The organism is Aminicella lysinilytica, from assembly GCF_004362975.1.
GTDB lineage: Bacteria > Bacillota > Clostridia > Peptostreptococcales > Anaerovoracaceae > Aminicella > Aminicella lysinilytica.
The window spans coordinates 1-11,198 of record NZ_SNXO01000049.1 but is presented as its reverse complement, the minus strand read 5'-3'; the positions used below and the strand labels follow the sequence as shown (position 1 = coordinate 11,198).

The following is an 11,198-nucleotide window of genomic DNA, read 5'->3' as shown; positions in this document are numbered from 1 at the left end:
GTCAGTTGTTTAGATTATTATATGAATTGAACCGCCCAGTGCCGAACGGCATGCTGGGTGGTGTGAGAGGGGCTACTGTTAGCCCCTACTCGATTAGGGAGACAAAATGTATAAAGTGGAAAGGTATATAGAAGAGCTTACAATTATAGAATTCATGGATAAATACTATGATTTAGCTATGACTCTAGGAAAGTGTAGAAGCTGTTCTGGATATGGTAAGACCTGGTTCTGGCTTGGTTTTGATTTTGACCCGGAAATATATTGGAACAAGTATAATAAATTCAGAGTGATAATAGATAAGGTATCCCTCGAGAGTGTTACTGCAGCAAGAGAGGCTGAAAAACGCCTTCATAATGAAAACATAGATTTAATAAAGTGATGCTTGATTTGGAAAAAAAATTACGGATTGTGTGGCCCTTTATGCCTAAGAATGTGAGCTATGTTGCAACGGTGCTCGTATCGAGAATGAATCATGTAGATTCCCCGACACTATGCTATATGCAATTGAACCACTAGGAGGTAATGCAGTTTAGCTTATTAAGGATATGTTTGGATGTGAATTATAATGGTAGGATAATGAAGGGAAAACACCGGAATATTATTATTGCGTAGGTGGCTTATTATTAAAATGATTCAATTTATTAGTAGAGATTTCCATGTAAAGTAGGCTAATCATTATTAAGATTGCACCAATCCATCCCGCAGAACTCATGGCCTCTTTTAACATGATGACTGATATTACGCATCCTGAGGCTGGTTCCATAGCTAGGATCACACCCACTCTATTAGAGGGAACACATTTTTGACATATCGATTGAAGAAGAAAAGCAGCAGCACTGCAGAAAATACCAAGGAAAGCAATTGTGAGAAATTCCGTAGTGTTAACTGCATAAGATGAATAGTCGCCTTTAAATAGTGCAACTAGAGTCCCCCAAACCGCAACGAATATCATAAGAAATGTTGTAAATAGCATTGGGTCAATGTCATCATTTTTAGTAATACGATCGAGAAAAATAATGTGTAATGAACCTGCCAATGAAGCTAGCATACATAATAGATCGCCACGATTTAGTGAAAAATCTCTTTCGCTGGGTTGATAGCTTAATAAGAATATTCCTCCAAGACAAATGAGCACACTGATTAGTGTTATTTTCGTAAGTTTCATTTTAAAAAAAATCAAATTCAGTAGCGGAACCATAATAAAAGTTAAGCATGTGAAGAAAGATGCTCTTGACGATGTTGTGTATTTAATTCCCAGAGTTGCGAAGACATACATGAATATGATAAAAAACGACAAGAGAAATGAGTATTTTAAGATGTCATGGTTCATATTGGTAATTTTTTTAAAATAGAGTAAACATAGCACAATAGCTGCAATAATAAATCTAATAGATACAGTATAGAAAGTAGGACAATGCTCTACTATTTTAGTTGCGGGATAACTAGTACCCCATAGAATTGCTGCCAAAAGAAGTCCCAATACAGATAGTAATTCTACTTTACTGTTATTCATTCGTCACTCCTGTCGGTTGTATAATTGCAACTTGAATACCTGCGCCTCTTATTGAAAAATTAGTATATAAGTATTCATTTGCCTCATCGAGATAAGCATCTGATTTTGGAGAAGTGAATAATAATGGAGAAAAACCATCAAGCGGATGTATGTTTATCGGGAAATCCATTTGAGCTGCATAATTAAAAATACTGTTTTCTTTGGTCAACGTATATTTGAAGACCGAGAATTTTCCGGAATTAAGTTTTAGATTAATATTCATATCGATTTCATCATTAAAGGCGTTTATCACATCGTTTGTTTCATGGAGAGAGTTTGCACTAGTGCATAGTCTGATTATAGCATCATTATAATTATATGTAATTATAAAGTATGAAGGTTTTTTTTCATTGTATCTGATCACAGAGTAATTTTTACCCCAGCATATTAAGTCACCTTCGAGTCGGGATAATAATAAATAAGCGTAGAACGAGGGCTTCTTTATGCATTCGGATGTTAATATTGATGGACGGCCTTTTAACAATATGTTCTTGTCTCCTTGGTCGCGTAATTTCACAGGTATATAATATTGATCCGATAATAGATATGTATTAAACACATGAATAGGCGCGGCTATTGAATCATTGCCATAATCTGAAACTTCATCTAGGAAGTTGTCACTTGTAACAGTTACAGAAAAACCTTTGTTTTTTAATAGATTTGCAAACTCCAATAATCTATCATAACTATCATTGCCACTAGACACCAAATTTACTTTATTTACATGCATATTTCTCAATTGATCAAAAAGTGTATAACTCATTACATCAAAATCTTCCAGGGTCACTGCCATTTCAATAGCATGCTTAATTTCAAGAATAGGTTTGTCATTCACATTGACATTTATGTCTAGTTTTAATTGGCTGATTGATGAGGCATTATTCCCTTGTGAAATAAGTGAAGAAAGGCAGAATCTAACTATGTTTAAAGAACTCTTTGTAGATATGATTTTAATATCCTCGGATCTGTACATGCTTTTGACTAGCGGTTGATAGATTCTGCGGTGCTCTTCGGGAGTCCTTGCGAACCATCTTAAAAAGTTCTTTTTGTAATATGATGTAGTCGAGAAGCCTACATCACGGGCTATGACATTGATTTTGTCATTAGATCCTAATAAATTAATTTCTGACATTTCCACTCTGGCAAACCCTAGAAATTCACGGAAACTAAGCCCAGTACAATCTTTTATAAAATGTGAAAGATAGTATGGACTCAAATGCTCCTTTTGCGCTAAATTTTCAAGTGTGATTTTATTACTGTAATTCTGATATAAATAATTCAATATGCGGCTTATTCTTTCGACAATTATAGGATTGTCTTTATCAAAATACACAATAACATTATTTTTGAGAGCAAAAAGATTAAAGTATTTGTTCAGATATTTCACAACTTCGATCATTGCGTTGGTGCATTGGTTTTTATAGTCAAAGCTTCTTTTCAGATAATCGGTAATCATATTAAGTAGCATCTTTCTCAATTCTTCAAGTTTATCATCATATTTGGGAGAATATGTCCTGTAACAACTAGTATAAAGGTCTGGGAAGTATTGAGTAAAGTACATATTATTGATTTGGATGACAGCTACTACGTTTTCTTCTTCGGTTCTGTACATAGCATGTATTTCATGACCATTATTGGTGAACACATCACCCTCTTTAAGGATATAATTGCAATAGCCACTTTTGTAGCGGATTTTTCCTTTTAACACATAAACCATTTCAATATCCTGGTGATAGTGTATTGGGTATTCGTTAACGCTGAAAATACGAATGTTGACAGGAAAATCATTAAGATATGCGGTTTTTTCAAAAAGCATAATAATCAGCACCTTTCAGTAATTAGTCTATACAGTGATTATACATTATAATAGTGGAAATTGGGTAAAATAATAAACAATTAATCGCAATAAAGTTTGTTTTTATAGCAATAAAATTATTGCTCCTTTCTATATCGGAGGGTAGAATTGGAATTAGTTAGATAGTGTAGAGGAGGAGTCTCATATGAGTAATGAAAAAAAAACTATACTTTTGCCAGATGGATCTTACATACCAAAGCTAGGCCAAGGTACTTGGCAAATGGGAGAAGATGATACAAAGTATCAACGTGAAGTTGAAGGATTGAGATATGGCATATCGATAGGAATGAATCTCATCGATACGGCGGAAATGTATGCAGACGGGAAAGCAGAGAATATTACTGGCAATGCTATTAGGAACATTGATAGGAAAGATGTATATCTAGTAAGTAAAGTATACCCTCAGAATGCTAATAGACATCATATCTATAGCAGCCTGGAGCGGTCATTGAAATTACTTGGCACAGATTATTTAGATATGTATCTTCTTCATTGGAGAGAAAATGCAGATTTAGCCGAGGTAGTATACTGCATGGAAGAATTGAAAAGTGTTGGAAAAATAATAAGGTGGGGGGTATCTAATTTCGATATAGCAGATATGAAGGATTTGTGGAACGTAACAGATGGTAGGAAATGCCAAATAAATCAGGTCCTATATAATTTGGGGACTAGAGGCATAGAATATGACTTATTAGAGTGGCAAAGAGAAAGGAGTGTTCCGTTTATGGCGTATAGTCCGGTAGGACAGGCTGGGGCACTAACAACTCAAGATGGCGTTTCAAAATCCATGCTCATGACAGATAAAAATGTAATTGAGGTTGCAAAACGTCACAATATTTCCATAGTGCAATTACTATTGGCTTTTGTATTACGACTTGATGATATGGCCGCAATACCCAAAGCAGAAAGTTTTAATCATATCGATGAAAATGCAGCAGCAGCAGATATTGTTTTATCCGAAGATGATTTGGAACAACTATCGCTATCGTTTTCGGCACCTATTTTAAAAGTACCTATGGAAAAGTATTAGCATATGTTAGCATTAGCTATAGATTTGATTAAGGAGCATTTATAGCCTATAGTTAACAAAGTATGGTTTTAGATGCTATAAATGCATATGTCAACTGAATAATAATTCGCTAGACGGCTAGGGTTGGCTCCATACTTGATTTTCGCTTGGCTCTATTTTTAATTATCGAAATTTCTGAAAGTTAAGAAGCATCGCAAAGTTTTATTAATAATTCTTCAATGTGTTCACCAATTACTAAGTAATTCATAATTATCTCATCTCATTATGGATACGATTCCACATCAAAAAAATGATGCTCAACAAAGAATATTTCAATGAAAGTATAGGGGTTTTGAATACGTTTTAATTACAGTTTTATTCATATAGTATTCATAAATTTACTGGAAAGAATATATTTGAAATGCTATAATATGTTATTCGTTTATCAATAATAGTACAGGAGGTAAGTGGTATGTTGGATATTTTATTAATCAATGGTTTATATCCGGATTTTGAAAAGGGACTGATTCTTGAAGGGAATATTGGTATCAAGTCCGGTAAGATAGATTATATGGGCAGATCTGAACCGGAAGCTACTGAAGTAATAGATGTTAAAGGTGATATCGTATCACCGGGATTTATTGACATACACATGCATGAGGAGAATTTTAAGGAAGAAGGTTCTCATTACTGTATTGCTAATATGATGTTGAAAATGGGAGTTACAACTGCAGTTGGTGGAAATTGTGGGATTCAACATCAAGGGTTGCCGTTGTTTAAAAATGCTATTAAAGACTTAGGTGGTGCACCTATAAATTATATGATGCTTTCAGGCTATAACCAGTGTAGATACACTTTAGGAATAGATAGACATAAAGAAGCATCTTTGGCGGAGAAGTCCACAATTAGAGATATGATTAGCAAAGAACTAGAAGAAGGTGCATGCGGGATATCATTCGGAATTGAATATGATCCAGGAATCACTACTGATGAAGTATTATATGCGGTAGGTGCGGATAAGAGAAAAGAAGATATTGTCGCAGCTCATTACAGAGGAGACAATGATATAGCTATAGCTTCGATTAAGGAGATGATGGAAGTTGGAGAAGCGATTCCTCAGAAGTTTCAAATATCCCATCTTTCTAGTTGTTCGGCAATGGGGCAAATGTCCGAAGCATTGGAGTTGATACATAAAGGGATGATCAAGAACCCGAGGCTAAATTACGATACTTATCCATATAACGCATTTTCAACCACTATGGGTTCAGAGGTTTTCGTAGATGGCTGCCTAGAAAAATGGCATAAGAATTATAGTGATATTATGCTAACAGAAGAGCCATATCTAAACCAGCGTTGCACAAAAAGCAGTTTCGAGGATGCGCGCCTGAACTACCCAGAAATACTGGCGGTAGCATTCGTTATGAACGAGGATGAAATAGCTGAAGCAGTGGCTGATAAATATGGTATGATTGCAAGTGACGGAATCATTAATAACGGCAATGGACACCCTAGAGCGGCGGGCACATTCCCAAGAGTATTAGGAAAGTATGTGAGAGAAGAAAAGGTTATTAGCTTATATGATGCGCTTAGAAAAATGACCAAAGAACCGGCAGACCGTTTATGCATTTTTAACAAAGGCAGAATAGCGCTGGGCTGCGATGCTGATTTGACAATATTTAACAAAGATAAAATCATAGATGGGGCAACTTATGAAGAGACAGACAAGGGACCTAAGGGAATCGATTATGTTATTGTAGATGGTGAGATCGCTATCAAAGGCAGTAATATTATTAATGATAGATTAGGAGAATTTATTAATTTCAATAAAGTAGTAGATTAAGTATAATTACCATTAGTCCAAGGTGGCATTTAGCGTGAATGTTGCCTTGGATTTTATTTTTGTTTAAAATATGAGCAGGGTAAAAAGCTAATGAAAGCCAACTACGTTTAAACTTTAGTTTATTAATACGTTTAATTATATTTAGCGAATTATCTGAGTTTTTATTCATGATAAAACGTTGTTTACACAAATATATAAACCATATTAAACTATAATATAATTGTTATAAGCTTATTACTTTTTATTAGGAGGTTATTATGAATCAGGACGCAGAAAAGAAAAAAAGATTTGCTGTCCCACATGTGTATATCCTGCTACTGTTTTTAATCGGAATTTTTAGTATTTTGACTTACATAATTCCAGCAGGGCAATACAACATGACAACAATCGCAGGTCGTGAGGTAGTGGATGCTTCTACATTCCATTACATAGCAAAAACGCCAGTATCGCTGATGCAATTTTTGACATCGGTGCCTAGAGGAATGCAGGAGGCCGCTCAGATAATATTCTTTATATTTATCGTTGGTGGTTCGTTCGCGGTAGTCCAAGAGACTAGGGCAATCGAGGCTGGTATGGGAAGACTGATTAAAGCCATGAAGAACAAGACAATTATTATTATACCAATAATAATGATCGCATTTTCGCTTGGTGGTTCAGTATTTGGAATGGCTGAAGAAACTATTCCGTTTATACCAATTTTCGTTGCATTGTGTGTTGCTATGGGCTATGACTCCATGACAGGAGCGGCCGTAGTTTTGTGCGGTGCAGGCGCAGGATTTGCAGGTGCATTTATTAATCCGTTTACTATTCAGGTCGCACAGGGAATATCAAAGTTACCATTGCTATCAGGCATGAGTTTTAGACTTGTAATGTATGTATGCATGGTGATATTAGCTACAACATTTGTCATGAGATATGCCCACAAGGTTAAGAAAAATCCTAGCCTGTCATCGATGCACGAATTCGATGTAACTAGAGAGGACAGTATTGACCTTGAAGAACTTCAGGAATTTGGAGCGAAAGAAAAAGGTATATTAGTAGTATTTGTGGCAGCTGTAGTAATGCTGGTAGTTGGCGTTATTAAGTTCGGATGGTATATGGATGAGATTGCAGCATTGTTTCTTGGAATGTCTATGATAGTCGCAATTATTGGAAAGTTAGGTTTTAATAATTACGCTGCCACGTTAGGCAGAGGAATGGCTGACATAGCGTCAGGCGCATTGGTAGTAGGATTTGCTAGAGGCATATTAGTTGTGATGACAGACGGTAATATACTACATACTATATTGCATGCAGCTGCAACAGGCTTGGGACAATTGCCATCGATGGTATCAGCTATAGGAATGTACATATTCCAGTGCTTGCTGAACTTCATCGTTCCTTCAGGCTCTGGACAGGCGGCAGTATCAATGCCAATTATGGCACCACTTGGTGATCTAGTAGGAGTTAATAGGCAGACTGCTTGCATAGCCTTCCAGTTAGGTGATGGAATATCTAATATCTTTACACCTACTTCGGGATACTTTATGGCAGGCTTAGCTTTGGCTAAAGTTCCTTGGTCAAAATGGGCAAAATGGATATTGCCTTTGATTGGGCTAGAGTATTTACTTGGTGCTGTGTTTGTTGTAATAGCACAGATGATCGATCTTGGACCATTTTAAGAAAGTGATTTGTTGGGCTGGCATATCCAGTGGATATGCCAGCTCTTTTTGAGGGGATTAATATGAGTGAGTATAAAGAAATTACAGATAGTATCGTATCAGTCATTGATAAATACAAATCCGAACTTGAGGGGCTAAATGATGACTTGGCAGACCATCCGGAATTATCCGGAGAGGAATACGAAACCTCAAGGAAAATAGTCGAATTATTGAATGGGAAAGGGTATGAAGTTGAATATCCTTTTGCAGGATTACCTACAGCTTTTAAAGGTGTTTATGGAAATGATAATCACAAACATAAAGTGGCAATAATGACAGAGTATGATGCCCTGCCAGATATAGGTCATGCATGTGGCCATTGCCTGAGTGGATCTATCAGCATTCTAGCGGGTTTATCGCTTGCTAAATTACAGGATGAGCTTGATACTGATATCCATATTGTTGGAACACCAGTGGAAGAGACGGATGGTGCCAAATGTGCAATGGTAAAAAGCGGCGTCTTTGACAACTATGATATGGCATTGATGATTCATCTATATGATGAAAACATAGTAGATCCAAAACTGTTGGCGCTTGATTCGTATATGTATAATTTTCATGGCAAGGCAGCACATGCTTCCGCTGCTCCTTGGGACGGTATAAATGCGTTCAATGCGGCGCAACTTATGTTTCATGGTATAGACATGCTAAGGCAACATGTTACTCCTGACGTCAGGATGCATGGCATAATTCGTCATGGCGGGGAGGCTCCCAATATCGTACCGGAAGAGGTAGATGCGGAAGTATATATCAGGGCATTGGATAGAAATTATCTTAACAATCTGGTTAAGAAAGTTGATAATTGTGCCGAGGCAGGAGCTCTTGCCACACAGGCAAAATGGGATAAATATGAGACCGCTTCTCCCTATGATAACCTCAAATATAATAAAACCGGATCAGATGCCATTAAAGAAGCATACACTGAGTTAGGTGTGCCTCTGAACGGAGATCCTGATAGAATATTTGGATCCTCAGATGCGGGCAATGTTAGTTTTGTATGCCCTGCATTTCAGCCGTGTCTACAGGTTGTAGATCATGGGGTGCCTATCCATACTCGTGAGTTTGCAGAACAAATGAAAACTGATAGGGCACATGAAACCCTTGCTACTGGAGCGAAGATCATAGCATTCAGTATAGCTAAGTTATTTAGCGATGATGATAAGATAAAATCAATGAAGGAGGACTTCGAAAGGAGTTAACAACATGATTTACATATTAATGATAATACCACCATTGGCTGCGATTGCTGCGTTAGTAGCGGCTGTCAAAAAAGGCTTTAACAAAGAAGCTATGATTGTAGCTGCGGTGATAACTATGGCAATAAATATGTTTGCTATTCATAAAGTAACAATGTACGGATTGCTATGCACGGTTACAATCCCGCTTGCACTAGCATATGTTTTGATATGCCTTGCATTATCAATTAAGGAGAATAAGGAGCAATGAAATTATTTGGACTGTTAATGCTATTTATAGCACTGCAACTATTTGTTATTGGCTCTGTAATACAACGTGGAAAATCAAGTTGGATACCTGAACGAATGCTGGCAAATATTAATAATCTACCGGGGTATTGTAAACTTTTTGGAAACCGTCTTATCCTTTTGTGCTTTATAGCAGTAGTATGTGGAATATGGGCACTGAACATTGGAGCATATTCATTGAAACCAATTATTGCATTTGGTGTAGGCATGATAGTGGTTATCGCATTATTTGTATTAGATCACCATAAGTTCAGAAAACAATAGTGTGAAGCTATTCAATCTTCAATCAAGAGAGATAAAGAGCCGTTTGATTGAAGATTTATTAGTTATTATTGATGGTAATGGTGGTATAATAGCAACATGATTGATATGAGGGATATGATAGTAAGGTATAGTGTATAATAAATCAGGGAAAGTAGTGTATAAATGAGGTACAGTGATTGCGGAGGACTACTGAAGATTAGTTTTTTAGGCAAGCCAAGAATAGAATTTAATCAACAAGATATTACTAAAGAATTTGGGAGTAAGGCTATAGCGTTGTTATGCCTTCTAATGATAAATCGAAACGGTTATTGCAATAGAGAAAAAATATTGGCATATTTGTGGCCGAATAGTAACGACAAGTCTGCAAAGTACAATTTAAGATTTAATTTATGGACAATTAAAAAGAATGTTGGATTAGATGGCAATGGAAATGAATTCCTCTGTGTAGATAGGGAAAGATGTAGCATTAATAAAGACTACGAATATCAATGTGACATTGCATTAATAAAAGACTTACTTGATGATAATATAGATGATTTGGAAGATCTTGAAACAATGAGGCACTTTTTTAATGGAGAGCTCTTAGAAGGCTATTATTTTAAGGAATGCAATGAATTTAATGAAGTGATAATATATGAGCGTAATTTATTTGAGGTAGCTAAAGTCAAATTGCTTTTGCGTTTGGCAAAGCAGTACGAAAATAGGGGCGATTTAGACTCATGCCTCAACACTTTGGAAGAAACAGTTAAATTTGCTCCATACGATGAAGACATAGTGCTTAAAATCATGGAAATTTACGAATTACAGGATAAGAACAGTTTGGCTGTTATATATTATAATACCTACAAAAACCGGCTTGTAAATTTGTTGGGCACACAACCATCGAAGAAATTGACAGCAAAGTTTTATGAACTTAGTAAAAGGCCCTCAAAAGGTGTTAAGCTGGGGAAAACTGACTTTGATACAAATAATAAACAGCGCATATGTATTAAAACGAAATGCATTAATGGAATAAAATACTTTTGGATGGCGTCTGTAATAAAGTCGTTATTAGAAGTTGAAGGGTTGCAGTTGGAGGATTATTTAACGGACACTCAATTGAGGGATCTAAGCTATATACAACCCGATATAGCTAATAGCTTGGGAGAAACAAGTGCAAGAACTGAAGTGCCAGATGTTAGGATAGCAGTTGCTTTCGTTAAGCTAATTGAGAAGATTAGCGATTCGATCAGACTTAAAATCATCATACTTGCAGAGAATGAAATGGATGATTTTTCACGTTCGCTATATGAATACCTTCAAGATATGCGTCTACACGTTGACTTGATTTCAGAGTAGATAATAAAAACATAATAATATAGTTGGAATGAAATGTGCCAAGAATGCTAGGCACATTTCATTTTTTTAAGTATGACGGGCATGCCGTCAATCTGTGGTGAAAGTCCACGTGGGGCGTAGTTGCCGACGAACCCCAAAGCGACTTGCAAGTTTCAC

General features: G+C 36.2%; 10 protein-coding genes. 8 read left to right on the top strand and 2 right to left on the bottom strand.

Annotation, left to right across the window (positions count from 1 at the left end; genetic code table 11):
- The first annotated feature begins 106 nt into the window (after positions 1-106).
- A complete protein-coding gene (locus EV211_RS09685) occupies positions 107-379 on the top strand; it encodes a hypothetical protein (RefSeq protein ID WP_133529234.1) in 273 nt (90 codons plus the stop codon).
- A gap of 222 nt (positions 380-601) precedes the next feature.
- Here EV211_RS09685 and EV211_RS09680 read toward each other — a convergent pair whose 3' ends face one another.
- On the bottom strand, positions 602-1,513 hold the full coding sequence (locus tag EV211_RS09680) for a DMT family transporter (RefSeq protein ID WP_133529233.1): 912 nt from the start codon (positions 1,511-1,513) through the stop codon (positions 602-604).
- Positions 1,506-3,368: a helix-turn-helix domain-containing protein gene (locus tag EV211_RS09675; RefSeq protein ID WP_133529232.1), complete on the bottom strand. Its 1,863-nt coding sequence runs from the start codon at positions 3,366-3,368 to the stop codon at positions 1,506-1,508. The genes EV211_RS09680 and EV211_RS09675 overlap by 8 nt, the downstream gene beginning before the upstream one ends.
- Positions 3,369-3,552: 184 nt before the next feature.
- On the opposite strand from EV211_RS09675, the gene EV211_RS09670 reads away from it, so the two are divergent.
- The 7 genes from EV211_RS09670 to EV211_RS09640 all read left to right on the top strand — a co-directional run bounded on the left by EV211_RS09670 (position 3,553) and on the right by EV211_RS09640 (position 11,042).
- Positions 3,553-4,437: an aldo/keto reductase gene (locus EV211_RS09670; RefSeq protein WP_133529231.1), complete on the top strand. Its 885-nt coding sequence runs from the start codon at positions 3,553-3,555 to the stop codon at positions 4,435-4,437.
- Between the two features lie 451 nt (positions 4,438-4,888).
- The gene (locus tag EV211_RS09665; RefSeq protein ID WP_133529230.1) at positions 4,889-6,256 is read left to right on the top strand and encodes an amidohydrolase family protein; all 1,368 of its coding nucleotides are present in this window, start codon (positions 4,889-4,891) and stop codon (positions 6,254-6,256) included.
- 257 nt (positions 6,257-6,513) lie between these two features.
- On the top strand, positions 6,514-7,917 hold the full coding sequence (locus tag EV211_RS09660; protein ID WP_133529229.1) for a YfcC family protein: 1,404 nt from the start codon (positions 6,514-6,516) through the stop codon (positions 7,915-7,917).
- A gap of 62 nt (positions 7,918-7,979) precedes the next feature.
- Positions 7,980-9,155 carry a M20 family metallopeptidase gene (locus EV211_RS09655; RefSeq protein WP_166635432.1) on the top strand — a complete coding sequence of 392 codons (1,176 nt, stop codon included), beginning with the start codon at positions 7,980-7,982 and terminating at the stop codon, positions 9,153-9,155.
- Between the two features lie 4 nt (positions 9,156-9,159).
- Positions 9,160-9,402 (top strand): hypothetical protein, encoded by a 243-nt coding sequence (locus EV211_RS09650; protein ID WP_133529227.1) that lies wholly within the window; start codon positions 9,160-9,162, stop codon positions 9,400-9,402.
- A complete protein-coding gene (locus EV211_RS09645) occupies positions 9,399-9,704 on the top strand; it encodes a hypothetical protein (RefSeq protein ID WP_133529226.1) in 306 nt (101 codons plus the stop codon). Before EV211_RS09650 ends, EV211_RS09645 begins: the two co-directional genes overlap by 4 nt.
- A 162-nt stretch (positions 9,705-9,866) precedes the next feature.
- A complete protein-coding gene (locus EV211_RS09640) occupies positions 9,867-11,042 on the top strand; it encodes an AfsR/SARP family transcriptional regulator (protein WP_133529225.1) in 1,176 nt (391 codons plus the stop codon).
- Positions 11,043-11,198 lie beyond the last annotated feature (156 nt).

What these genes read in the sequence shown, in the direction of transcription:
- EV211_RS09655 (WP_166635432.1), top strand. Translation starts at nt 7,980, where the DNA reads ATGAGTGAGTATAAAGAAATTACAGATAGTATCGTATCAGTCATTGAT.
- EV211_RS09645 (WP_133529226.1), top strand. Translation starts at nt 9,399, where the DNA reads ATGAAATTATTTGGACTGTTAATGCTATTTATAGCACTGCAACTATTT.
- EV211_RS09680 (WP_133529233.1), bottom strand. Translation starts at nt 1,513, where the DNA reads ATGAATAACAGTAAAGTAGAATTACTATCTGTATTGGGACTTCTTTTG.
- EV211_RS09670 (WP_133529231.1), top strand. Translation starts at nt 3,553, where the DNA reads ATGAGTAATGAAAAAAAAACTATACTTTTGCCAGATGGATCTTACATA.
- EV211_RS09660 (WP_133529229.1), top strand. Translation starts at nt 6,514, where the DNA reads ATGAATCAGGACGCAGAAAAGAAAAAAAGATTTGCTGTCCCACATGTG.
- EV211_RS09685 (WP_133529234.1), top strand. Translation starts at nt 107, where the DNA reads ATGTATAAAGTGGAAAGGTATATAGAAGAGCTTACAATTATAGAATTC.
- EV211_RS09650 (WP_133529227.1), top strand. Translation starts at nt 9,160, where the DNA reads ATGATTTACATATTAATGATAATACCACCATTGGCTGCGATTGCTGCG.
- EV211_RS09640 (WP_133529225.1), top strand. Translation starts at nt 9,867, where the DNA reads ATGAGGTACAGTGATTGCGGAGGACTACTGAAGATTAGTTTTTTAGGC.
- EV211_RS09675 (WP_133529232.1), bottom strand. Translation starts at nt 3,368, where the DNA reads ATGCTTTTTGAAAAAACCGCATATCTTAATGATTTTCCTGTCAACATT.
- EV211_RS09665 (WP_133529230.1), top strand. Translation starts at nt 4,889, where the DNA reads ATGTTGGATATTTTATTAATCAATGGTTTATATCCGGATTTTGAAAAG.